At 73.9% G+C, this 22,684-nt stretch carries 22 protein-coding genes; 8 read left to right on the top strand and 14 right to left on the bottom strand.

What is annotated here, in order from left to right:
- Window positions 1–71: 71 nt before the first annotated feature.
- The 13 genes from ACFO3Q_RS02655 to ACFO3Q_RS02595 all read right to left on the bottom strand — a co-directional run bounded on the left by ACFO3Q_RS02655 (window position 72) and on the right by ACFO3Q_RS02595 (window position 11,160).
- Window positions 72–440, bottom strand: coding sequence for a PilZ domain-containing protein (locus ACFO3Q_RS02655; RefSeq protein ID WP_377003171.1), 369 nt, complete (start codon window positions 438–440; stop codon window positions 72–74).
- Window positions 437–1,441, bottom strand: a complete 1,005-nt coding sequence (locus tag ACFO3Q_RS02650) for a DNA polymerase III subunit delta' (RefSeq protein ID WP_377003064.1) — start codon at window positions 1,439–1,441, stop codon at window positions 437–439. The genes ACFO3Q_RS02655 and ACFO3Q_RS02650 overlap by 4 nt, the downstream gene beginning before the upstream one ends.
- Complete coding sequence (tmk, locus tag ACFO3Q_RS02645; RefSeq protein ID WP_377003063.1) at window positions 1,432–2,070, bottom strand: dTMP kinase; 639 nt, start codon at window positions 2,068–2,070, stop codon at window positions 1,432–1,434. Before tmk ends, ACFO3Q_RS02650 begins: the two co-directional genes overlap by 10 nt.
- Window positions 2,067–3,068: an endolytic transglycosylase MltG gene (mltG, locus tag ACFO3Q_RS02640; RefSeq protein WP_377003061.1), complete on the bottom strand. Its 1,002-nt coding sequence runs from the start codon at window positions 3,066–3,068 to the stop codon at window positions 2,067–2,069. Before mltG ends, tmk begins: the two co-directional genes overlap by 4 nt.
- A 188-nt stretch (window positions 3,069–3,256) precedes the next feature.
- A complete protein-coding gene (locus ACFO3Q_RS02635) occupies window positions 3,257–4,663 on the bottom strand; it encodes an aminodeoxychorismate synthase component I (RefSeq protein ID WP_377003060.1) in 1,407 nt (468 codons plus the stop codon).
- Window positions 4,664–4,715: 52 nt separating this feature from the next.
- A complete protein-coding gene (gene fabF, locus ACFO3Q_RS02630; protein WP_377003059.1) occupies window positions 4,716–5,954 on the bottom strand; it encodes a beta-ketoacyl-ACP synthase II in 1,239 nt (412 codons plus the stop codon).
- Window positions 5,955–6,087: 133 nt separating this feature from the next.
- Window positions 6,088–6,327, bottom strand: a complete 240-nt coding sequence (acpP, locus tag ACFO3Q_RS02625) for an acyl carrier protein (protein ID WP_149859727.1) — start codon at window positions 6,325–6,327, stop codon at window positions 6,088–6,090.
- A gap of 157 nt (window positions 6,328–6,484) precedes the next feature.
- The gene (gene fabG / locus ACFO3Q_RS02620; protein WP_377003058.1) at window positions 6,485–7,231 is read right to left on the bottom strand and encodes a 3-oxoacyl-ACP reductase FabG; all 747 of its coding nucleotides are present in this window, start codon (window positions 7,229–7,231) and stop codon (window positions 6,485–6,487) included.
- A gap of 44 nt (window positions 7,232–7,275) precedes the next feature.
- Window positions 7,276–8,232: an ACP S-malonyltransferase gene (gene fabD, locus ACFO3Q_RS02615; RefSeq protein ID WP_377003057.1), complete on the bottom strand. Its 957-nt coding sequence runs from the start codon at window positions 8,230–8,232 to the stop codon at window positions 7,276–7,278.
- 240 nt (window positions 8,233–8,472) lie between these two features.
- Complete coding sequence (locus ACFO3Q_RS02610) at window positions 8,473–9,294, bottom strand: phosphotransferase (protein ID WP_377003056.1); 822 nt, start codon at window positions 9,292–9,294, stop codon at window positions 8,473–8,475.
- Between the two features lie 26 nt (window positions 9,295–9,320).
- Window positions 9,321–10,310: a beta-ketoacyl-ACP synthase III gene (locus ACFO3Q_RS02605; RefSeq protein ID WP_377003055.1), complete on the bottom strand. Its 990-nt coding sequence runs from the start codon at window positions 10,308–10,310 to the stop codon at window positions 9,321–9,323.
- A 111-nt stretch (window positions 10,311–10,421) separates the two neighbouring features.
- Window positions 10,422–10,616: a 50S ribosomal protein L32 gene (rpmF, locus tag ACFO3Q_RS02600; RefSeq protein WP_377003054.1), complete on the bottom strand. Its 195-nt coding sequence runs from the start codon at window positions 10,614–10,616 to the stop codon at window positions 10,422–10,424.
- Window positions 10,617–10,638: 22 nt separating this feature from the next.
- Window positions 10,639–11,160, bottom strand: a complete 522-nt coding sequence (locus ACFO3Q_RS02595; protein WP_377003053.1) for a YceD family protein — start codon at window positions 11,158–11,160, stop codon at window positions 10,639–10,641.
- Window positions 11,161–11,397: 237 nt separating this feature from the next.
- Here ACFO3Q_RS02595 and ACFO3Q_RS02590 point away from each other — a divergent pair, with 237 nt between their 5' ends.
- From ACFO3Q_RS02590 to ACFO3Q_RS02570, 5 genes are all read left to right on the top strand, one after another.
- Window positions 11,398–11,871: a hypothetical protein gene (locus tag ACFO3Q_RS02590; protein ID WP_377003052.1), complete on the top strand. Its 474-nt coding sequence runs from the start codon at window positions 11,398–11,400 to the stop codon at window positions 11,869–11,871.
- A gap of 389 nt (window positions 11,872–12,260) precedes the next feature.
- On the top strand, window positions 12,261–12,749 hold the full coding sequence (locus tag ACFO3Q_RS02585; protein WP_377003051.1) for a Csu type fimbrial protein: 489 nt from the start codon (window positions 12,261–12,263) through the stop codon (window positions 12,747–12,749).
- Window positions 12,749–13,483, top strand: a complete 735-nt coding sequence (locus ACFO3Q_RS02580) for a fimbrial biogenesis chaperone (RefSeq protein ID WP_377003050.1) — start codon at window positions 12,749–12,751, stop codon at window positions 13,481–13,483. Before ACFO3Q_RS02585 ends, ACFO3Q_RS02580 begins: the two co-directional genes overlap by 1 nt.
- A complete protein-coding gene (locus ACFO3Q_RS02575) occupies window positions 13,484–16,054 on the top strand; it encodes a fimbria/pilus outer membrane usher protein (RefSeq protein ID WP_377003049.1) in 2,571 nt (856 codons plus the stop codon).
- Window positions 16,044–16,493 carry a Csu type fimbrial protein gene (locus ACFO3Q_RS02570; RefSeq protein WP_377003048.1) on the top strand — a complete coding sequence of 150 codons (450 nt, stop codon included), beginning with the start codon at window positions 16,044–16,046 and terminating at the stop codon, window positions 16,491–16,493. The genes ACFO3Q_RS02575 and ACFO3Q_RS02570 overlap by 11 nt, the downstream gene beginning before the upstream one ends.
- Window positions 16,494–16,534: 41 nt before the next feature.
- Here the strand turns inward: ACFO3Q_RS02570 and ACFO3Q_RS02565 are convergent, their stop codons facing one another.
- Window positions 16,535–18,430: an ArnT family glycosyltransferase gene (locus ACFO3Q_RS02565; RefSeq protein WP_377003047.1), complete on the bottom strand. Its 1,896-nt coding sequence runs from the start codon at window positions 18,428–18,430 to the stop codon at window positions 16,535–16,537.
- A 177-nt stretch (window positions 18,431–18,607) separates the two neighbouring features.
- Between ACFO3Q_RS02565 and ACFO3Q_RS02560 the strand changes: the two genes are divergently transcribed.
- The 3 genes from ACFO3Q_RS02560 to ACFO3Q_RS02550 all read left to right on the top strand — a co-directional run bounded on the left by ACFO3Q_RS02560 (window position 18,608) and on the right by ACFO3Q_RS02550 (window position 22,677).
- On the top strand, window positions 18,608–19,561 hold the full coding sequence (locus ACFO3Q_RS02560) for an AAA family ATPase (protein WP_377003045.1): 954 nt from the start codon (window positions 18,608–18,610) through the stop codon (window positions 19,559–19,561).
- Window positions 19,562–19,825: 264 nt separating this feature from the next.
- Window positions 19,826–20,743 carry a DUF58 domain-containing protein gene (locus ACFO3Q_RS02555; RefSeq protein ID WP_377003170.1) on the top strand — a complete coding sequence of 306 codons (918 nt, stop codon included), beginning with the start codon at window positions 19,826–19,828 and terminating at the stop codon, window positions 20,741–20,743.
- Window positions 20,740–22,677, top strand: coding sequence for a transglutaminase TgpA family protein (locus tag ACFO3Q_RS02550; protein WP_377003044.1), 1,938 nt, complete (start codon window positions 20,740–20,742; stop codon window positions 22,675–22,677). Before ACFO3Q_RS02555 ends, ACFO3Q_RS02550 begins: the two co-directional genes overlap by 4 nt.
- The last annotated feature ends 7 nt before the right edge of the window (window positions 22,678–22,684 follow it).

Raw genomic sequence — 22,684 nt, 5'->3', positions numbered from 1 at the left:
GTGCCCAGTGCCCTCTGCCCGTGCCCCGTGCCCCGTGCCCCGTGCCCCGTGCCCCGTGCCCCGTGCCCCCATCACATGGTATGCGTCGGCTTGTCCCCGCCCAGGGTGCCGGCCAGCAGGGTCTCGATCTTGCCGCGGACGCCTTCGCCCTCGGGGGAGTCGGCGAACTGCACGCCGATGCCTGCGGTGCGGTGGCCCTGGGCGCCGGGCGGGGTGATCCAGATTACCTTGCCGGCCACGCCCATGCGCTCCTTCTCGTCCATCAGCGAGAGCATCACGAACACCTCGTCGCCGAGCGCGTAGCGCTTCGGCGTGGGCACGAAGATGCCGCCGCCCTTCACGAAGGGCATGTAGGCGTTGTACAGCGCCGCCTTGTCCTTGATCGCCAGCGACAGGATGCCCTGTCGCGCGCCGCCTGCCGCACCGACCATCGCGTTCATCTCCTCGTGCGCGCCGCGCCCGTTGCGGGCGCGCAGGCGCTTCTCCATTGCTGCAGCAGGTCCGCCACCGCCAGGTCCGCGCGCACCGTGGTGCGCAGCAGGTCGCGGGTGCGGTTGGCCGCGTCGAACCAGGCCGAGAGCTTCCGGAAGTCGTCGCAGGCGGTCAAGCCGCCCGGACGCGGCGGCTCCGCCCCGGAGAGCGCGCCCGCGCGTTCCAGGGCCAGATCGGCGGCGAAGCGCAGGCGCAGCGCGGCGTCCTCGTCCGCCACCCATCGCGCGGCGGTGTCGATGGCGCCGTGGCGTCCCGCGGCAAGCGCCTCGAGGTCCTCGCACACCTGCGCGCGCAACGCCAGCGCGCCCTGCGCGATCCAGTCCTCGGCGAGGCCGGGATGGCCGCGTGCCGCGTCCAGCGCCGCCTCGGCGTCGCGCGGCGCGCGCGCCTGCAGCCAGGCCAGCGCCTCGGCGCGCGGCGGCAGGCGGAACTCGATCGACTGGCAGCGGCTGCGGATGGTCGCCGGCAGGCGCGCCGGACGCGCGCCCACCAGCAGCAGGTAGCGGTCCTGCGCCGGCTCCTCCAGCGTCTTGAGCAGGGCGTTGGCCGCGGCGGTGTTGAGGGTGTCGGCCGGATCGATGAGCGCGACCTGGGCGCCGCCGAACTGCGAGGTCAGCGCGAACCACTCGCCCAGCCGCCGGATCTGGTCGATCACGATCTCGCTGCGCAGCTTGTCGGTGTTCTCGTTGACCTCCAGGGTGACCAGCCGGAAGTCGGGATGGGTCCCCGAGGCGCGCAGGCGGCAGCCGCGGCATGCGCCGCAGGCCGGCTGGGCGCCGCTCGTGCCGGTGCACAGCAGGCGCGCCGCCAGCGCCTCGGCGACCGCGCGCTTGCCCAGGCGCTCGGGGCCGCGCAGCAGGGTGGCATGGCCCAGCCGGCCGTGGGCGAGCGCATCGAGCGCACCGTCGAGCGCGCGCGACTGCCAGGGCGCGAAGGCGCTCACGTCCATGCCTGGGCCTCCAGCCAGGCGCGCACCTGCGCTTCCACCGCGGCGACCACCTCGGCCTGCGGGAGGCCGGCGTCGATCACGCGAAAGCGTGCGGGCTCGGCGGCTGCGCGGGCGAGATAGGTCGCGCGCACGCGTTCGAAGAAGGTCTCCTGTTCGCGCTCGATGCGGTCCGGCGCGCCGCCGCGGCCGCGCGCACGCGCGAGGCCCTCGCCGACGCCGACGTCGAGCAGCAGGGTCAGGTCGGGGCGCACGCCGGCCGCCCAGCGTTCGAGTTCGGCGATGCGCGCGGCGTCGATGCCGCGCCCGCCGCCCTGGTAGGCGAAGCTGGCGTCGGTGAAGCGGTCGCTGAGCACGATGGCGCCGCGCGCCAGCGCCGGCAGCACCCGCTCGCGCACGTGCTGCGCGCGGGCGGCGAAGGCGAGCAGCAGCTCGGCCTCCGGCACCAGCGCGTGCTCGGGGCTCAGCATCAGCGCGCGGATCGCCTCGGCCGCAGGCGTGCCGCCCGGCTCGCGGGTGGCGACGACCTCGCGCCCCGTCGCGGCCAGCGCGGCCTGCACGGCGGCCATCACCGTGGACTTGCCGGCGCCCTCCCCGCCCTCGATGGTGACCAGCCTGCCGCCTGCGCTCACGGGCAGCCCCCGCGCCGGTAGCAGGCGACCGCGCGGTTGTGTTCCTGGAGGGTGCGCGAGAACACGTGCCCGCCGCTGCCGTCGCCACGGGCCACGAAGTACAGGGTGTCGCCCGGCGCCGGATTCAGTGCGGCCTCGATGGCGGCACGCCCGGGCATGGCGATCGGGGTCGGCGGCAGGCCCGGGCGGGTGTAGGTGTTGTACGGCGTGTCGGTGGTCAGGTGGCTGCGCAGGATCACGCCGCGGTAGGCGCTGCCGACGCCGTAGATGACCGTGGGATCGGTCTGCAGCAGCATGCCGCGCTGCAGCCGCCGCGCGAACACGCCGGCGATCTCCCCGCGCTCCTCGGGAACGCCGGTTTCCTTCTCGATGATCGAGGCGAGGATCAGGGCCTCGTACGGGGTGGCGACCGGCGCGTCGTCGGCCCGCTCCGCCCACAGCGCCTCGAGCGTGGCCTCCATGGCGTCGAAGGCGCGGGCGAGGATCTGCAGGTCCGTGGTGCCCCGGGTGTAGGAATAGGTCTCGGGCAGGAAGCGGCCTTCCGGGTGCGCGTCGGGATGGCCGAGTTCCGCCATCAGCTCGGCGTCGGACAGGTCCCGGCTGCGGTGATCGACCGCCTCCGCTTCCGCCAGCGCGGCGCGGAGCTGGCGGATGTTCCAGCCCTCGACGATGGTGAAGCGGCGCTGCACCACGCGCCCGGCGGCCATCCGCAGGAGCAGCTCGCGCGGAGTCAGATTCGGGTCCAGGGCGTATTCGCCGGCCTTGATCCGACCGCGTGCCCCCGTCTCCAGCGCCAGCGCCTTCCAGTGCAGCTCGTGGCCGGCGGTGACGCCCTCGGCGCGCAGGCGCCGGAGCACCGCGGCGAAGCCGTCGCCGCGCTCGATGACGACCGAGGTCGCCGCGCTGCCCTCGGGCAGCACCGGCGCGTCCGCGAAGGCGCGGTAGCCCACGTAGAGCACGGCACCCGCGGCGGCCGCGGCGAGGACGAGGAGCGCCATCAGCCAGACGAAGGCGCGAAGGACGGGACGGCGTTTCGGAGTGGCGTCGGCCAAGGTCGGGTCCATCAGTCAGCGAAGACCGGCGCGCGGGCGCCGGCCGCACAGGATACAGGGCGTCCGCACCGGGTCGGAGGCCGGGAGGCGCCGCGCCGCGGCGGCATGCGGCACGCCGCCTTCTCCGGCGCGCGCTAGCCGAAATCCCCCAGCGCGCGCAGCATTCCGCGCGCCTTGGCGCGGGTCTCCGCCAGCTCGCGCTCCGGGTCCGAGTCGACCACGATCCCCGCTCCGGCGCGGAACGCGATGCCGTCGTCCTCGACCCAGGCGCTGCGGATGAGGATGTTGAGGTCCATGTCGCCGTCGCGGTTGAGCCAGCCGAGCGCGCCGGTATAGGCGCCACGCCCCTCCTCCTCCAGCTCGGCCACGATCTGCATGCAGCGCACCTTGGGGCAGCCGGTGATGGTCCCGCCGGGAAAGACCGCCGCGATGGCCTGCCCCGGCGTCACGCCGTCGCGCAGGGTGCCGCGCACGTTGCTGACGATGTGGTGCACGTGCGCGTAGCTCTCGATGCCCATCAGTTCGTCCACCTCCACGCTGCCCGGGGTGCAGACGCGGCCCAGGTCGTTGCGTTCGAGGTCGATGAGCATCACGTGCTCGGCCCGCTCCTTGGGATGCCCGACGAGTTCGCGGATGCGCGCCTCGACGTCGTCGCCGTCCACGCGGGCGCGGGTACCGGCGATGGGGCGGGTCTGCACCTCTGCGCCCCGCACCGAGACGAGGCGCTCCGGCGAGGAACTCGCCAGCGCCCAGTCCTCGCCGTACAGCAGGCCGGCGAACGGGGCGGGGTTGGCGCTGCGCAGACGCCGGTAGAAGGCGGCAGGATCGGGCGCGGCCGCGAAGCGCGCGCGCCAGGCGCGCGACAGGTTCACCTGGAACACGTCGCCGGCCTCCAGGTAGCCGAGCACGCGGCGCACCGCATCGAGATAGCGCCCGGGCGGGTCCTCCTCGACCGCGACCGGGGGCTGCCAGGCCTCGGCGCCGGACGCCTCGAGCGCGGCCGCGGCATCCCCGGCAAGCCGGTCGAGCAGGACCTGCGCATCCGGATGGTCGGCCTCGGCGACGGCGAACACCTCGCCGCTGGCCCGGTCGCGCAGGACCGCGGACGGGCAGCGGAGCGCGAGCGCGACCGGCAGACGACCCGCGGCCGGCGGAAGCGGCGCGAGCACCGGCTCGACCTCGGCGGCCAGCTCGTAGGAGAGGAACAGCCCCCAGCCGCCGCGGAACGGCAGCGGCGAGGCGTCGCGCGCGCGGCGGTCGCGCCGCCACAGCGCGTCGAGGGTGGCAAGGAAGCCGTCCGGACAGGCCTCGACGGCACCGTCCACGCGGTGCAGCCGGGTGCGGCCGCGCGCGTCGCGCTCCAGGCGCTCGCCGTCGCAGGCGAGCAGCATGTCCCAGCGCGGGACGAGGCGCTGCGCCCCGGCGTCGGCCGTGCCCAGCGGCGTGGCCGCGGACTCCAGCAGCACGCGGTAGCGGCCGCGGTCGCGCCGCTGCAGCGCGAGCAGGTCGGTCTCCGGCGGCAGGGGGCGGACCAGGATCACGGCATCCTCCGCCGCGCAGGGCGCGGCGGCCTCCCCACCCGGCGGACGCGCCTCAGACGCGCCGGAACACGAGGGTGGCGTTGGTGCCACCGAAACCGAAGCCGTTGGACACGGCGACGTCGATCTTCTTCTCGCGCGCGACGTTGGGCACGTAGTCGAGATCGCAGCCTTCGCCCGGGTTCTCGAGGTTGATGGTCGGCGGGATCGCGCCCTCGTGGATGGCGAGGATCGAGAAGATCGCCTCCACGCCGCCCGCCGCGCCCAGCAGGTGGCCGGTCATCGACTTGGTCGAGCTGACCATCAGCCTGTAGGCGTGGTCGCCGAAGGCGCGCTTCATCGCGTGCGTCTCGGCCAGGTCGCCCAGCGGCGTCGAGGTGCCGTGCGCGTTGAGGTACTCGACCTGCTCCGGGTTGATGCCGGCGTCGTTCATGGCCGCGCGCATGCAGCGCGAGGGGCCCTCGCCGTTCTCGCTGGGGGCGGTCATGTGGAAGGCGTCGGAGCTGGAGCCGAAGCCGGCGAGCTCGGCGTAGATGCGCGCGCCGCGCGCCTTCGCCCGCTCGTACTCCTCGAGCACGAGGATGCCCGCGCCGTCGCCCAGGACGAAGCCGTCGCGATCGCGATCCCACGGGCGCGAGGCGCGCTCCGGCTCGTCGTTGCGGGTGGACATGGCCTTCATCGCGCAGAAGCCGCCCATCGAGGTCGGCGAGGAGCCGAACTCGCAGCCGCCGGCGATCATGACGTCGGCGTCGCCGTACTGGATCATGCGCATCGCCGTGCCGATGCTGTGGTTGGCGGTGGCGCAGGCCGAGACCGCGGAGAAGTTCGGGCCCTTGATGCCCTTCATGATGCAGAGCTGCCCCGACACCATGTTGATGATGGTCGACGGCACGTAGAACGGCGAGATCTTGCGCGGGCCGCCCTGAAGGAACTTCTCGGTCGTCTCCTCGATGCCGGCGATGCCGCCGATGCCCGAACCGATCAGCACGCCGATGCGCTCGGCGCTCTGCTCGTCGACGACCAGGCCCGCGTCCTCCATGGCCATCGAGGCCGCGGCGACGCCGTAGTGCACGAAGGGGTCCATCTTCTTGACGTCCTTCGGCGGGATCCAGCGCGTGGGATCGAAGTCGCGCACCTCGCCGCAGATGCGGGTCGGGAAGGCGCTGGCGTCGAAGCGGGTGACCGGGCCGATGCCGGAGCGCCCGTTGCGGATGCTGTCCCACGCGGTGCCGAGGTCGTTGCCGACCGGCGAGACGATGCCCATGCCCGAGATGACGACGCGACGCTTGCTCATGACAGCCCCTCTGGAAATTGCTGCGGGCGCGCGGCGGCGCGCACCGAAACGCGCAGGGCCGCAAACGCGGCCCCGCCTGTGCTCCCCGGAGGGAGCGATGTTTCCCGCCCGGGCCGCGGCCCGGGCAGCCGGCTCACGCCTTGACGTGCGCCTTGATGTAATCGATCGCCTGCTGGACCGAGGTGATCTTCTCGGCCTCTTCGTCCGGGATCTCGCACTCGAACTCTTCCTCGAGGGCCATCACCAGTTCGACGGTGTCGAGCGAGTCGGCGCCGAGGTCGTCGACGAACGAAGCGTTCGCGGTGACTTCCTCTTCCTTCACGCCAAGCTGTTCGACGACGATCTTCTTGACGCGTTCTTCGATGCTGCTCATTGGTTCGAGACTCCAGGGTGCAAACGGGGCGCATTGTAGAGGAAAGCCGCGTTGACGGTAGTCTGCGGCACGGACCTGCCCGGGCGCCGGCCGGGGGTCCGCTCGACGTACGATTTCACGGAAACGGGTACAGGAGGCGACCGCGCCTCCGGCACGCTCAGGGCATGTACATGCCGCCGTTGACGTGCAGGGTCTCGCCGGTGATGTAGGCGGCGGCGGGACCGGCCAGGAAGGCCACGGCGCGGGCGATGTCCTCCGGCGCCCCCAGCCTGCCCAGGGCGATCTGGCCCAGCAGCGCCTCGCGCTGGGCTTCCGGCAGCGCGCGGGTCATGTCGGTGTCGATGAAGCCCGGCGCCACGGTGTTGACCGTGACCCCGCGGCTGCCGATCTCCTTCGCCAGCGACTTCGAGAACGCGATGATGCCGGCCTTGGCCGCCGCGTAGTTCGCCTGCCCGGGATTGCCCACGAGGCCGATCACCGAGGCGATGTTGACGATGCGGCCCTTGCGCGCCTTCATCATGCCGCGTATCACCGCCTTCGAGGTGCGGAACACGCTCGACAGGTTGGTGTCGAGGATGGCCTGCCAGTCCTCGTCCTTCATGCGCATGAGCAGGTTGTCGCGGGTGATGCCGGCGTTGTTGACCAGGATCGAGACCGGGCCGAACTCCTTGGCGACGGACTCGACCAGCGCCTCGATGGCGGCGCCGTCGGTGACGTCCAGCACCCGGCCCGCGCCGCCCTGCGCGGCGAGCCGCTCGCCGATCGCCACCGCGCCGCCCTCGCTGGTCGCGGTGCCGATGACGGTCGCGCCCTGCGCGGCGAGCTCGGCGGCGATGGCCGCGCCGATGCCGCGGCTGGCGCCGGTGACCAGGGCGATCTCGCCGGAAAGGACCTGTGTGTTCATCCAGTGCTCTCGTTGGCGCGCCGCCGGCGCGCGGTGGAAAGGAATCAGCGCCAGTCGGCCAGCGCGGCGTCGAGATCGGCGGCCGTGCCGAGGGAACGCGCCTCGACGCCCTTGTCGATGCGCTTGACCAGGCCCGCCAGGACCTTGCCCGGCCCGCACTCGGCGATGCGCGTGGCGCCGCCGGCCGCCAGTGCCTGGACGCACTCGGTCCAGCGCACCGGCAGGTACAGCTGGCGCACCAGCGCCTCGCGGATCTGCGCCACGTCCGTGGCGACCGCGGCGTCGGCGTTCTGCACCACCGGGATCGTCGGCGCGGACCACGCCAGCCCGTCCATCGCGGCGGCCAGCCGATCGGCCGCCTGCCGCATCAGTGGCGTGTGCGACGGCACGCTGACGGCCAGCTTCACCGCCTTGCGCACGCCGCGGCCGGCCAGGGTGGCGAGCGCCGCGTCGACGGCGATGGCATGCCCGCCGATGACGATCTGGCCCGGGGAATTGAAGTTGGCCGGCACCACGATCGAGCTTTCGTCGGTGGAGACCTCGGTGCAGACCTGCGCGACCAGCGCATCGTCGGCACCGAGCACGGCGGCCATGCCGCCGGTGCCTTCGGGCACGGCTTCCTGCATCAGGCGGCCGCGCTCGCGCACCAGGCGCGCCGCGTCGCCCAGCCCCAGCACGCCTGCGGCGACCAGGGCGGCGTACTCGCCGAGGCTGTGGCCGGCGAGACGCGCCGGACGCGCACCACCCGCCGCCAGCCAGGCGCGCCAGACCGCGACCCCCGCGGCCAGCAGCGCCGGCTGGGTGAACTCGGTGCGGTTGAGCTCGGCCTCGGGCCCCTGCTGCGCCAGCGCCCACAGATCGACGCCCGCGCCCTCCGACGCCTCCGCGAAGGTCTCGCCCACGACCGGATGTGCGGCGGCGAGATCGGCGAGCATCCCCACGGACTGGGAACCCTGGCCGGGGAAGACGAAGGCGAGGTTGGAGGCGACGGAATCGGACATCGGCACGCTGCAGGACTGCGGAGCCGACCATGATACGGGAGCCGCGCGCGGAAGCGTCTGTACCGGCGCGTAGGGTGATCTCCGGGCCGCTGCGACGCGCTTTCGCCGCCGTCGGGGAACGGGCTTCCGCCGCGACCAGCCGGCGCTCCGGAAGGGAGCGCCCGTCGCGGTCGAGGCCGGGACGGCGGAGGCAGCCCACGATCGGGCGCAGGAGCGCGCGCCCCGGCGCGCGCCGGAGACCTAGTCGACGAGTTGCATGAGCAGGGACAGCGCCTCGATGTCGCCGTCGTGCAGGTAGTCCGCCAGCAGGGCGACCAGGATCAGCGGCACCGGCAGCGCATGCAGCGCGCGCCGGAGGCCCCGCACCGCCGCCCCGAGGCCTCCGGCGCGCCGGCCGAGCCAGCGCGTGGCGGACTCGACAAAGGCCAGCCGCCCTGCGGCGGCGCTGACGCTCGCCCGCACCGCGTCGGACTCGTGCCGCAGCGCATCGCCGATGCTGGCGGCGAAGGCGTCCGCGCCGCCCGGCACGTGGCGCACGACGCCGGAGGCGAACAGCAGCCAGTCGCGCGTCTGCGCGTCGTGCAGGGACATCACTTCGCGCGGGTCCTCCTCGAAGTCGAGGAAGCCGATGCGGCCCTCGGCGTCGATGGTCAGGTTGCGGGCCACCGGCTGCCCCAGGTAGGCGCCCGCGGCATGCGCCTCGGCCAATGCCTGCGCCGCCTGCGCGACCAGCTGCCGGGCGCGCTCGCCGGGCTCGCTGCGCAGGCGCGAGGACAGCGTCTCGCCCATGTCGGACAGGATCAGGAGGGCCTCGCCCTCGCCCACCACCTCGGGCACGTGGACGCCGGCCTCGGCCAGCGCCTGCAGGCGCTCGCGCTCGACCCGCTTGGCCTCCGCGGCGCCGCGGTGCGGCGGCGGACGCAGCGCGGCCACGCCGAGCTTGCGCGCGAGCCAGTCCATCGCCCGCAGGCGACCGGCGCGCGAGCCGCTGCCGTAGCGCTTGACCCAGACCGCGCGGCCGCCGAAGTCGGCCCGCTCGACGGTGGACGGTGTCGAGGACATGTGAAGCTTCCGCAGGGAGGTGCCGCTTAGTAGCGCAGCAGCGCCGAACCCCAGGTGAAGCCGCCGCCGAAGGCTTCCAGCAGCAGCATCTGGCCGCGCTGCACGCGTCCGGAGCGGATCGCCTCGTCCAGCGCCATCGGCACCGAGGCCGCGGAGGTGTTGCCGTGGCGGTCGACGGTGACGACCACGCGGTCCATCGGCATGTCCAGGCGCTTGGCGGTGGCCTGGATGATGCGCAGGTTGGCCTGGTGCGGGATCAGCCAGTCGATCTCGTGGCGGTCGAGCCCGTGGTGTTCCAGGGTCTCCTCGACCACCGCGTCGAGCGTCTTGACCGCGACCTTGAACACCTCGCTGCCGGCCATCAGCACGCGCACGCCGGCGTTCTTCTCCTCCGGCTTGAAGCCCGCCGACACGCCGACCGGGTTCCAGAGCAGCTCCTTGAAGCCGCCGTCGGCGTGCAGATGGGTGGAGAGGATGCCCGTCTCGGTGTCCGGCTTCAGGACGACGGCGCCGGCGCCGTCGCCGAACAGCACGCAGGTCGAGCGGTCCGACCAGTCGAGCATGCGGGTCAGCGTCTCGGCACCGACCACGAGCACGTTGCCGGCGCCGCCGCGGATGAACTTTTCGCCCACCCCCAGCGCATAGACGAAGCCCGAGCAGGCGGCGTTGACGTCGAAAGCGGCGCAGCCGTTGGCGCCCAGCCGGTGCTGGAGCAGGCAGGCGACCGAGGGAAAGATGAGGTCCGGCGTGGTGGTGCCGACGATGATCGCGTCGAGCTCGGAGGGCGCCACGCCTGCGGCCTCCAGCGCGCGCAGGGCGGCACCGTAGGCGAGGTCGCTGGTGGTCTGGCCTTCGGCCGCCACGTGGCGCTGGCGGATGCCCGTGCGCTCGCGGATCCACTCGTCGCTGGTGTCGACGAACTGCCTGAGGTCGTCGTTGCTCAACACCTTCTCGGGCAGAAAGCTGCCGGTACCGGCGATGCGGGCGTACACCCGACCTGCGTTGGAGTGGGCCATGCCGGCTTCCTGATGAGGCCGGCGCGCCGCCGGCCGGTGAACCGAACCGACGCGGCGCCGTTCACGGGCGCCGCGCGGCCATGCCGTCGCGCGCTGCGCGACGTGCGGAACTTACTCTTCGTCGACCGCCGCGCGCGCGGTGTCGATCACCTTCTTGCCGCGGTAGTAGCCGTCGGCGGTGACGTGGTGGCGGATGTGGGTCTCGCCGCTGGTCGGATCGGTCGACAGCTGCTTGGCGCTCAGCGCGTCGTGCGAACGGCGCATGCCGCGGGTGGACGGGGTCTTGCGGGACTTCTGGACGGCCATGGGAGTTTCTCCGGCTTACTAGCTAATGCTTGCGCTCTTTGAGTACGGACAGCGCGGCAAAAGGATTCGGCCGCTCTTCCTGGTTTTCAGACTGCTGCGGCGCCGGCCATTCCTGCTCGGCCGGCTCCGTCCCCGGCGCCACCGGAACCACCGGTATCGCCAGGATCAACTCGTCCTCGATCAGATCGAGGGGGTTCACCGCTCCGTCCTCGCCGACCAGCACCGGTTCGTACTCCCCGGGAAGCGAGGCCTCCTGGGACTCGGACGCGATCAGGCCGAGGCGCTGGTCGATCCGGACCGGATGCAGGAACCGCTGCAGCGTCCGCTGGCACTCCAGCGGAAGGTCTGCCTCGATATGCAGGTCGAGAGTGGCGATCTTCAGGGCGTCGCGGTCGAAGTCCAGCGTGTAGCGGACTTCGCCCTCGGCATCCGTCAGGCTCTCGCCGAGCCGGCCGAACGCCGACAACGGGAGACGGCCTTCGAAGGAGCGCCTGGCCGCGACCATGCGCCAGACATCCAGCACGGCAGGAAGGGACGCGGACATAAGCGCGAAATGGTATGGCGAGGGGTGGCGGGTGTCAACGAAGCGCGCGCCGCGGCCGGCCGCCGCCACAGCGCGGGTTTACCCTGGCCGGCCGCGCGGGTCAGACTCCGCAGCGTGCCATGCCCGCGGGACGGGATGCGCGCCGTCGGCGTGGGCCCTGTCCCCGCACATGCGCCGCTTCACGTGCACCCCGAAGGGCATGACACGCTCCCGCCTCCCCTGCGACCGATCCGCCGCGTGAAGACCGCCCTGCTCTGCCTGCTGCTTCTCGCCCTCGGCGTCGCGATCCTGGAATGGCGACGCCGGCGGGTGCGCCGCCGTGCCCGCACCCTGACCCGCCTCCTGGACGGCGCCGACGCCGTGGAACGCCTGCTCTACCGCACGCGCGAGCGCATGGGCGCCATGCACGGCGTGCTGGGCCGCGTGCCGGACGACATCGGTGCCGCGGCGCGCGCCTCGCTCGACAGCGAGCAGGCGGTCCAGGATGCGCTCCGGGACGTGCTGCAGCACCGGCTCTGGATCGATCGCCACGGCAGCGAGGCCACCCAGGCCGAACTCGACACGGCGTGCGACGCCATGGAACGCGCACGCAGCCGCATCGGCGACGAGCTCGCCCGCCTGGACCGCGCGGCGGCCGCCCTGACCCGCGCGACCGACGAGGCACTGGAAGCCGCCGCGCGCGAGCCCGCCGCCCTGCGGCGCCGCCAGTAGTCCGGCAGCGCCGCGCGCGGGCCTCGTCCACGCTGCCGGAGGCGCACGGCGGCTTTCCGCGACGCCGGAACGCATCGTTGCCCCGCCGACGCGCGCCGGGAGCCGAAACGCCAAATATCCGGCACGAACCCGGAAAACAGCCCCCGAATATCGAAGAGGCGCCGCGATCACGCCCGCCGAACCGCCATTCGCGCCGAATACCCGTCACCCGTCCTCGGGAATGCGCCTGGAAAGGCGCTGGCGCGCCGGAATCCCGGCATTTCCAAACATATCGATTCCACGGATTCCGTGACGGCGTTCCAATATCCGGACGTTTCCTTCTGGATAATCGAGGCGCCGTCCGCCGGGAGCCCGGCGGCGCGCATCGTTCATCAATCAGGGGATACAACATGAAGGTCTACATCGTGCTTGCCGCCGTCGCGGCATCGCTGGCGCCGTTCGCCACCCGCGCACAGGACGCCACCGCGTCGCTCCAGGTCCAGGCGACCGTCGCCGAGTCCTGCGAGGTCACGACGACGCCGGTCGATTTCGGCTCCGTCAACCTGCTCGCTGCGACGGCGCACGAGGCCACCGGCACCATCTTGGTCACCTGCACCAATGACGCCGCCTACCAGATCGCGCTGGATGCGGGCCAGGGCGCCGACGCGACGGTCACGACCCGCCAGATGACCCGGGACGGCGGCACCGGCACGCTCGCCTACGCGCTGTTCAGCGATGAAGCCCGCGCCACGAACTGGGGCGACACCACCGATACCGTGACCGGCACCGGCACCGGCACGGCGAACACGCACGACGTCTACGCGCAGATTCCCGCCGGTCAGACCAGCGTCGCCGCGGGCAGCTACGCCGACACCGTCACCGTCACGGTGAGCTACTGATGCATCGGCGGGCGTCGACGTCGCCGACCTGGGGCGCGGCGCTGCTGTCGCTGCTGGCGTTCATCGTCCATCCTCCGGCCGCCACGGCCGGAGGATTCCTGGTTTCGCCGACCCTCGCCGAAGTACGCGCGGGCGCGCGGGTCGCCTCGTTCGAGCTGGCCAACCGCGGCGACGCGCCGGTCGCCGTGCAGGTGGATGCGCTGGCATGGTCGCAGGACGGCGAGGATGTCCTGGCTCCCGCCCAGGACCTGGTGATCGCGCCGCGCCGGGTCGAGATCGCGCCGGGCGCCAGCCGCCTGGTCCGGCTCGCACTGAATCCCGATGTCGCCGAGGAGACCGGGGAGCGCGCCTACCGCGTGCGCTTCCGGGAGCTCCCCGGTGCCGGCGCGGCACCGCGCGACGGATTCGGGATCGCCACCCTCGTCGAACACAACGTGCCGCTGTTCTTCAACGTCGGGCGCGCTCCCGACCTGCACCTGCGCGCCTGGCGGGACGAGGCCGGGCGACTGATCCTCGAAGCCGCCAACGCGGGCACCCGCTACGCCCGCCTTGCCGGAATGCGGGTCTGGGACGGGGCCGGGACGCTCGCGTACGAGCACAACGGTCCCCGCTACGTCCTGGCCGCCCGCACCATGCGCTGGACCTTGCCGGACGACGTCCGGATCGGTTCCGGCGAGACCGCCCAGGTGCAGTTCGCGGGCGACAGCGGGAAGCGGACCGTCCTGGTGGAGTAGGTGGCGCGCAGGCGGTCGATCCCCGCGTGGTGCACGCTCCTGTTCGCCACGGCAGCGGCCGGCGCGACCGGCGCCGCGCCGTCCGGGGAACCGCCTCCGGCGCAGGGCGCCGCGCATGCGGACCGCCCGCCGGTGCTCGTGCTGACGCACGCCGGCGAATCCTGGGTACGCCGACGCGACATCGCGCGGCTCGGATTGCCGCAGCCCGACGCGCCCGAACGTGCCCATCACGGCGAACGCTTCGTCCCGCTGCGCACGGTGCCGCAGTTGCGGCTGGACCTCGCCCGGAGCAGGCTCGTCCTGTTCCGCCAGCGCACCGATGCGGCACCTCCGCCTGCACCCGCGCCGGCGGACGACGAACACCTGATCGTGGACGTGTACGTCAACGGCGACCGCCTTCCTGATCCCCAGGTGGTACGCCACACGCCGGACGGGGTGCTGCTCGAGGCCGGCACCGCGCATGCGCTGCGCTTACGACCTCCACAGGGTGGCGACGCCGAGGCCGGGTGGATACCGCTGGCGTCGCTGGTCGGCGACGACTACCGCCTCGCCCCCGAGGAGGCCATCCTGTCGATCGCCGCCGCACCGGAGCGGTTCCAGCGCACCGTGCTGCATGCCCGCCCCCCGGCGGGCGCACCCGCCAGGCGGCGGCACGACATGCCGCCGGTGGCCACGCTTTCCTACGACCTGGGGCACGCCTGGGAGGGGACCGGCGCCCGGCACGCCAGGGGCTGGTTCGATGCAGGGCTCGCCTGGCTGGGCGTCCATTGCCGGAGCCGTCACCTGGCCAGCCGCGGCGAGCGGCCGCTCCGGGCATCGAGCCACTGCGCCACCGACTGGCCGGAGCGCCCGGCGACGCTGACGCTGGGCGACGCCATCAGCGACGGCGGTCCGCTCACCGCGCCGTTGCGCTACGCCGGCATCCGCCTGGGCTCGAACTTCGCCCTCCAGCCGGAGGTGCCCACCTATCCGATGCTCATGTTCGAGGGCAGTGTCGACGAGGCATCGCAGCTCGAACTGTGGTTCCGCAATCAACTCGCCCTGCGCGCGCGACTGCCGCCAGGAGGCTTCGTGGTGGACGGGCTGGCGCCCACGGGCGGACGGGGCGTCCTGCATGCGCTGATGTCGACCGCCGACGGCGTGCATGCGCTCGACACCCCGTTCTACTTCGACACGCGCCTGCTGCGGCCGGGACTGGCCGACTGGAGCATCGACGCGGGCTGGCTGCGCCGGGACTTCGGCGGAGAGGACGACCGCTACGCCGATCCCTTCGCACGGCTCGCGTGGCGGCGCGGACTGACGCCGGAGGTCACCGTGGGGCTGGAGAGCGAGTGGAGCGAAGGCCACGCGCTGCTGGGGGCCGGGACGCGGTTCAAGGTCGGCACGCTCGGCATCGTCGACCTGGACACCGCGGCGGCGCGCTCGGACGCGGGGACGGCATGGGCGCACGGCGCGGCGTACACGTTCCGCGCAGAGCGCTGGAACCTGGGACTGCACCATGTCCGGCGCGGCGACGGCTTCGTTCCGCTCGCGCACGCCCAGGCCCTGGCAGGGCCGCTCTGGCCGCTTCGGCCGGCGCTGCCACAGGAGGAGACACGGGCCCAGGCCGGCGCCCGCCTGGGGCGGCTGTCGGCCTCGCTGGGACTGCTCTCCACGCGCCAGGCCGGCCGCGACCGCCAGCGCTACGCGACCCTCGGCCTCAACCTCTCCCTGCCCGGCAGCTTCCTCGGCCTGACCGCGTTCCGCGCGCTCGACGGCGGCGAGGACGTGGCGATGTTGACCTACACGCTGCCGCTCTCGTCCCGCCATACGCTCTCCGCCTGGACCGGCAGGCCGGCCGGAGGCGGCGGCGTGACCCTGCAACGGAGCCCGGGCGGCGGGCTGGGCTACGGCTACCGCGTGGGCTACCGGGACGTGGGTGGCCGCGGTGAGGCCGCGCTCGGCCTCGATTACCTTGCCGAGCCTGTGCGGACGAGCCTGCAGGTACGCCATTCGGCCTCGGGCTGGGCCGGGGCGCTGGGCGCCGCCGGCACGGTGGTCGCCAGCGGCGACGGGCTGTTCCTGCACGCGGACCGCAGCGACGGCTACGCCCTCGTGGCGCTGCCCGACGCCGGCGTCCGCATCTACCGCGATCGCCACCTGATCGCGGTCACCGACCGCAACGGCCGTGCGCTGGTGCCGGGGCTGCGGCCCTACCAGCGCAACCGCATCGACCTCGACCTCGACGACCTGGCACTGACCACTGCACTGGGGCGGGAATGGGAGGAGGTGGTACCGCAGCGCGGCGAGATCGTGCGGGTCGATTTCGCCGCCCGCAGCGAACGTCCCCTGGACGTCCGGCTGGCCGGACCCGGCGGCGCGCCGCTGCCGCTGGGCGCCACCGTGGTGGCCCTGCCCGGCGGCGAGACGGCATACGTCGGCTACGATGGCGTGGTCTTCTTCGAGGACGCCGGCGCCATCGAACGCATCGAGGCGCACTGGCATGGCGGCGCCTGCGTCGCGACGGTCGGCCGGGCCGCTGCGGTCCCGCCGGCATCCACCCTGACCTGCAGGAGCGAGCATGCGCGCTGATCCCCGCGCCCGGGCGGCAGTCCTCGGGCTCCTCCTCGGCTGCTCCGGCCCGGCGGCGGCCTGCACCGTGGCCACGACGCCGGTCGCATTCGGCAGTATCAATCCGCTCACCCAGCGCACGGCCGACGGCGTGGGCAGCATCCGGATCGCCTGCCCGGAGGCGACCGCGTACACGCTGTCGATCGCCGCATCCTCAGGCGATGCCGGGGCCGCCGGCGCGCGCCGGCTGGGCGACGACGGGCGCGGCATCGACTACCAGCTCTACGCGGACGCCGCACGCCGGCAGGTCTGGGGCGACGGCACGGGAGGCACCTCGACCGCGCACGGCACGGCCGACGCCGCAGGCACGGAACATACCGTGTACGGCCGCGCCTTCCCGCGGCCCGAGACCCGCGCCGGGCACTACAGCGGCACGCTCCTGATCACCATCGCGTACTGAGCGCGGCGACGAGATCCACGCCGCGCGTCCGCGACAGGCGTTCAGTCGCGCCGGTGCGTCCCGGCAGGCCCGGCCTCGCCGCCCTCGACCACGACCACCTGCTCCGGCCAGTCCTCGCTGCTGCCGTCCCTGCCGTGCAGGCGCACGCCGAGGCGGTAGGCGCCGTCCGGCCGCTCGCCGACGTCCACCTCGCCGGCGAAGCCGACGTCCGGGTGCGCAGGGTCGCTGGAGGTCCGCCAGAACTCGGCGACGTGCGGGGCGGCCGCGCCGTAGGCGGCCTCGGCGACCGGCTCGCCGTCGAGCAGGATCTCGACGCGCGCGATGCCGGCGCCGTCCTTGAACGCCCAGCCGGCGACGCCGAAGCGCCGGCCCACGCGTGCGCCGGGCGCCGGTACGTCGATCCAGGCCAGGGCCGGCAGCACGCAGGCCGCCGGCGTCGCCTGTGCGCGCGCCGGCAGCGGGAACAGCAGGAAGCGCTTGCGGCCACCGTCGACGTTCAGCACCTGCGGCGGCACGTCGATGCCGGCGACGGCGCACAGGTGTCCGTACCAGTCGAGGCGCAGGCGCGGCGACTGCGCAGTGTCCTCCACCGCCAGCAGCACCGGGCCCTCGCGGCGGTCGATGGCAGTGACCACGTGGTCCCACAGCGCCAGCTGCGGCGCGCGCCCGTGCTTGTGGTTGAGCGGATGGTCGAGGACCTCGACGCCGCCGTCGCCGCGCGCGAAGCCGAGCTGGGCGGCCAGCATGAAGTTGTCGACCACCAGCCGGGTCTCCGGCGGCAGGCGCTCCAGCGCCGCGTCCACCTCGGCGGCCACGTCGCGCCAGCCGGCGAAGTTGTCGGGATACACGGTGGTGCCCGCCAGGCGCGCGCGCAGCGCCGGGCTCGCCGCCGCGAGCAGGTAGCCCAGCGCCACCGCGAGGCCCAGGCCGGCCACGGCCCAGGTGGCGCGGCGCCAGCCGCGCGGCCAGCGCGCGAGCACCGCAGGGGCCAGGGCCAGCAGGGCCAGCCAGCCGGGCAGCGCCCAGTGGAAGCTCACCCGCTCGGTGTCGGCGAAGAAGCCCAGCACGCCGTAGCCCAGCACCGGAACCGCGCCGGCGCCGAGCAGGTAGGCGTGCAGCGCCTCGCCGCGCCCACGCCATGCGTCGCGCAGCGCCACGACCAGGGCGACGCACAGCAGCGGCGTCACGAAGACCAGCTGCACGAACGGAAACAGCGCGCCGCCGGCGTGCAGGCGCCACGGGTGGCGGTCGACGAGCTGGAAACGCAGCCCGACGTCGCCGTGCTGCAGGTTCCAGGCCAGCAGCGGAATCCAGGCGACCGCGCCGATCGCGACCGCCGTCCACACGCGCGGATCGCGCAGCGCGGCCCGCCCCTCGCGCGAGAGCAGGAGCGCGGTCGCGCCGGCGACCACCACCAGGGCGAAGCGGTAGTGCGCCAGCGCACCGAGGGCCAGCCCGGCGGCGAGCTCGGCGCAGGCCCCGGGGGTCACGCCGCGCAGCAGGCGCGCGCCCGCATCCAGACAGAGCATGGCGGCGAAGGTCATCGGCACGTCCGGCAGCGCCAGCACGCCCAGCGTGCCGGAGAGCGGGAGCAGCAGGGCCAGCGCCCCCGCCCGTGCGCCGGCCGCATCGCCGCCGAGCTGGGCGGCGATGCGCGCGACCAGGAAGGGAATGGCGGCCCCCATCAGCAGGAACGGCCAGCGCACGCCCAGGAGGGTATCGCCGCCGACGGCGGTGCCCAGCCACACCAGCCAGGCAGTGGCGCCCGGCAGGTCGGAATAGGCCCAGGCCGGATGCCGGCTCTCCTGCCAGTAGAAGGCCTCGTCGCCGAACAGGGGCAGGGTCGAGGCGAGCGCGACCTTGGCCGCGAACACCAGCGCGCAGAGCACCAGGAAGGCCCGACCCGCTGCGTCGCGCCGCAGCCCGATGCCGGTCATCGCAGCCCGCCGTGGCCTGCGCCGGCACCCGGCCGCGATGCCTGGCGTACGGGCATGCCGCACGGACCGACGGAACGGCCGGCGCGGGGGCGGACAGACGGGCCGGCCCGATCGGGAGTTGGTCGCAGCATCGATAACACGTTCTAATCCCGATCCATCATCACGCCGGCAGCCCGCATGCACGCACAGGTACGGACCGCAGCCATCCTAACCGACGCCGACCGCGCCGCCCTCGACGCCGCCATCGCACAGGTCAACGGCCTGGTGCTGGGCAAGGCGCGCGAGGTGGATCTCGCCTTCGTCGCCCTGCTGGCCGATGGCCACCTGCTGATCGAGGACCTGCCCGGCCTCGGCAAGACCACCCTCGCCCGCGGGCTGGCGGCGACGCTGGGGCTGGACTTCCAGCGCATGCAGTTCACCGCCGACCTGCTGCCCTCGGACATCCTCGGCGTCTCCATCTACGACCAGGCGACCGGCGCGTTCCGCTTCCACGCCGGGCCGGTGTTCACCCAGCTGCTGCTGGCCGACGAGATCAACCGCGCCCCGCCGCGCACCCAGAGCGCACTGCTGGAGGCGATGGCGGAGTACCAGGTGACGGTCGACGGCATCTCGCACCCGCTGCCGCGCCCGTTCTTCGTGATCGCCACGCAGAACCCGGTCGACCTGTCCGGCACCTTCCCGCTGCCGGACTCGCAGCTCGACCGCTTCCTGCTGCGCCTGCACCTGGGCTATCCGGACGCGGAGGCGGAGCGCGAGATGCTCGCCGGCACCGACCGCCGTGCGCTGATCGCCCAGGCGATGCCGGTGCTCGCGCCCGAGCGGGTGCTGGCGCTGCGCGACGCGGCCGCCGCCATGCCCACGCGCGAGGCCCTGGTCGCCTACGTGCAGGCGCTGCTCGCGCGCAGCCGCACGCAGCCGGGCGTGCGCGTGGGGCTGTCGCCGCGCGCGGGGCTGGCTCTGCTGCGCGCGGCCCGCGCGCGCGCCCTGATCGCCGGGCGCGGCCACGTGCTGCCCGAGGACGTGCAGGCGCTGTTCGTCGAGGTCGCCGCACACCGCCTGGTGCCCGAGGCCGAGACCGACGAGCGCGCGCGCCTGGCGGGCGACATCCTTCAGGCGGTGGCGGTCGACTGAGTGCATGTCATGCACCTAGAGACGCGATGCGTGGCCCGTCGGCGATGCGGAGCCGGTGCCGCAGGGCGCAGCCCCGGCCGGCCGCCAGGGCAGGTCCTGCCCCGCCATGCCACGGACGGCCGACCCGCGGGGAGGCGGCCCGGGCCGCTCCGCCCTCGCCCCGAACCGCATCGCGCGCCCTGAGCCGTGGCGCGCCGCTCCGTTCCCGCGCCGGCCGCCGGCACCGCCGACGGCGTCGAGCGCTTCGGCGACCGCCTCGCGCGGCTGGGCTGGAACCGGCCGCGCGAGGTCGAGCCGCTGCCGCTCCGCCTCGACCGGCGGCGCATCTTCGTGCTGCCCACCGGCTACGGGACCTTCGTCTCGGCGCTGCTGCTGGCCATGCTGGTGGGCGCGCTCAACTACAACAACAACCCGGCGCTGCTGCTCGCCTTCGTGCTGTCGGCGAGCGCGCTGTACGGCCTGGTCCAGGCGCAGCTCACGCTGTCGGGAGTACGCCTGGCCGCGCTGCACGCCGCCCCGGTCCACGCCGGGCAGCCGCTGCAGCTGCGGGTGGACCTCGAGGCCGAGCCTGCGCGACCGCGCCGCGGGCTGGAACTGCTGGTCGGCGGGCGCCGCACCACCTTCTCGATGGCGCCCGGCGAGCGCACCGAGGTCGCGCTCGCGCTCCCCACCGCCGCCCGCGGCTGGTGGTCGCCGGGCCGCGTCCGGCTCTCGACCATCCAACCGTTCGGGCTGGCACGGGCCTGGAGCTGGCTGCGCCCGGACGTGCGCCTGCTCGTCTATCCCGCGCTCGAGAGCAACGCGCCGCCGCTGCCCGAAGGCGACGGCGGGCGTCCGACCCAGCGACGCTCGCCCTTCGGCGACGAGTTCCACCACCTGCGCGAGTACCGTGCCGGCGACCCCACCCGGCGCATCGCCTGGCGGCCCAGCGCCCGCAGCGGACGCCTGCTGGTCCGCGAGCACGAGGAGGTCGCGGGGCGCGAGCTGGTGCTCGACTGGCACGCGCTGGAGGCTCTCCCGCACGAAGCGCGCATCCGGCGCCTGGCGCGCTGGGTGGTCGATGCCGACCGTGCCGGCGCCCGCTACCGACTGCGCCTGCCGCGCGAGACGCTGGGGCCGGCGCACGGGCCGGACCATCGCCACGCCTGCCTGCGCGCGCTCGCGCTGCTGCCGCCCGCATGAGCACGCGCCTGCCGCTCGACGCCCCGACCCGGCGCTGGTGCCTCGCCGCCGCGGCCGCCTGCGCCCTGCCCCTGCTGCGCCTGCTCCCCGCCTGGCTGGCGCTGGTGCTCGCCGGCATCGGCCTGCTGGGCGCGCTCAGCGCCTTCCGATGGCCGTGGCCGTCGTGGCTGCGCCTGATCATGACCCTCGCCGTCGCCGGCGCGGTGTTCTTCGCCTTCGACTTCCGCTTCGGCCGCGACACCGGCTGCGCGCTGCTGATGTCGATGCTCGCGCTCAAGTGCGGCGAGACCGCGCAGCTGCGCGACGGCCGCAGCCTGGTCGGCTTCGGTCTGTTCGCCGCGTTCGCCGCCTTCCTGCAGGACCAGGGCCCGATCACCCTGCTGCTGGCGGTTCCGGCGGCGGTGCTCGCGATGGCGGCGAGCCAGCGGCTGGCCGAGGCCGACGCCGGACTCGACGGCCCGCAGGGCGTGACCCCGCGCCTGCGCGCGGTCGGGCTGGTGATGCTGCTCGCCCTGCCGCTGGCGATGGCGGGCTTCTGGCTGTTCCCGCGCCTGCCCTCGCCGCTGTGGGGCGTGCCGGAGAACGCCATCGCCAAGACCGGCATCGACGACCGCATGGCGCCGGGGGAGTGGATCGACCTGATGGCGGACGACAGCCCCGCGTTCCGGGTGCGCTTCTTCGGCGCACCGCCGCCGTCCGGGCAGATGTACTGGCGGGGGCCGGTGCTGTGGCATTTCGACGGCCGGACGTGGTCGCGCTGGGAGGGCATCGCCTACATGGCCTCGCCCGAGGTCGTGGCCGCGCAGGCGCCGCTGCGCTACGAGATCACCCAGGAGCCCACCGACCGCCGCTTCATGTTCGCGCTCGACCTTCCGCTCGCGGCGCCCGACGGCGGCCGGCTCGGCCTGGACCTCTCGCCCTACGCGGACCGCCCGCTGCGCGACGTCACCCGCTACACGCTCGAATCGGCCGTGCCGGCGCGCTTCGAGGCCACCCTCTCGCGCAGCTCGCGCGACATGGCCCTGCGCCTGCCCGAGGGCTTCAACCCGCGCGCCCTCGAACTCGCGCGACGCTGGCGCGAGGAGGCCGGCGACGACGACCTCGCCGTGATCCAGCGCGCGCTCGACCTCTTCAACCGCGAGTTCACCTACGACCTGGCCGCGCCGCCGCTCGGTCGCGACAGCGTGGACGAATTCCTGTTCTCCACCCGCAGCGGGTTCTGCGAGCACTACAGCTCGGCCTTCGCGGTGCTGATGCGTGCGGCGGGCATCCCGACGCGCGTGGTCACCGGCTACGTCGGCGGCTACCGCAATCCGCTGGGCGACTACTGGCTGGTGCGGCAGTCCGAGGCGCATGCGTGGAACGAGTTCTGGATCGAGGGCCGCGGCTGGGTACGCGCCGATCCGACGGCAGCGGTGGCGCCCGAGCGCATCCTCAACACGGTGGGCGACATGCCGGGCACCGCCGGCGCGGCGCTGCGGCCGGTGTTCGACATGGGCGACTGGCTCCGGCGCGGCTGGAACGACCTGATGCTCGGCTTCAACGCGCAGCGCCAGAGCCTGATCCTGCGGCCGGTCGGCATCGAGCACGCCTCGGCATGGCAGGTGGGACTGGTCTTCGCGACGGTCGCCGGACTGGTCCTGGCGGTGAGCCTGGTGCTGATGCTGCGCGAACGCGGCCGCCCGCGCGATCCCGTGCAGCGCGCATGGCGGCGCTTCGTCGGGCGCTTCGCGCGCGGTCCGGCGGCCAAGGCGGCGCACGAGCCGGCACTGAGCTGGGGCTGGCGCGCCGCGGCCCTGCATCCGGCGGACGCCGACGCGATCCGTGCGCTAAGCGCGCGTTTCGCGGCCTGGCAGTACGCTCCCGCCGAGCCCGACGCCGAAACCGCCCGCAGCCTCGTCCGCGACCTCCGCGCCTTCCGTCCGCGTCGCTGAGCAGCCC

The organism is Coralloluteibacterium thermophilum (genome assembly GCF_042654365.1).
Taxonomy (GTDB): domain Bacteria; phylum Pseudomonadota; class Gammaproteobacteria; order Xanthomonadales; family Xanthomonadaceae; genus Coralloluteibacterium; species Coralloluteibacterium thermophilum.
Note: the sequence above shows the minus strand (reverse complement) of the source record. Positions and strands in the feature narration are given on the sequence as shown.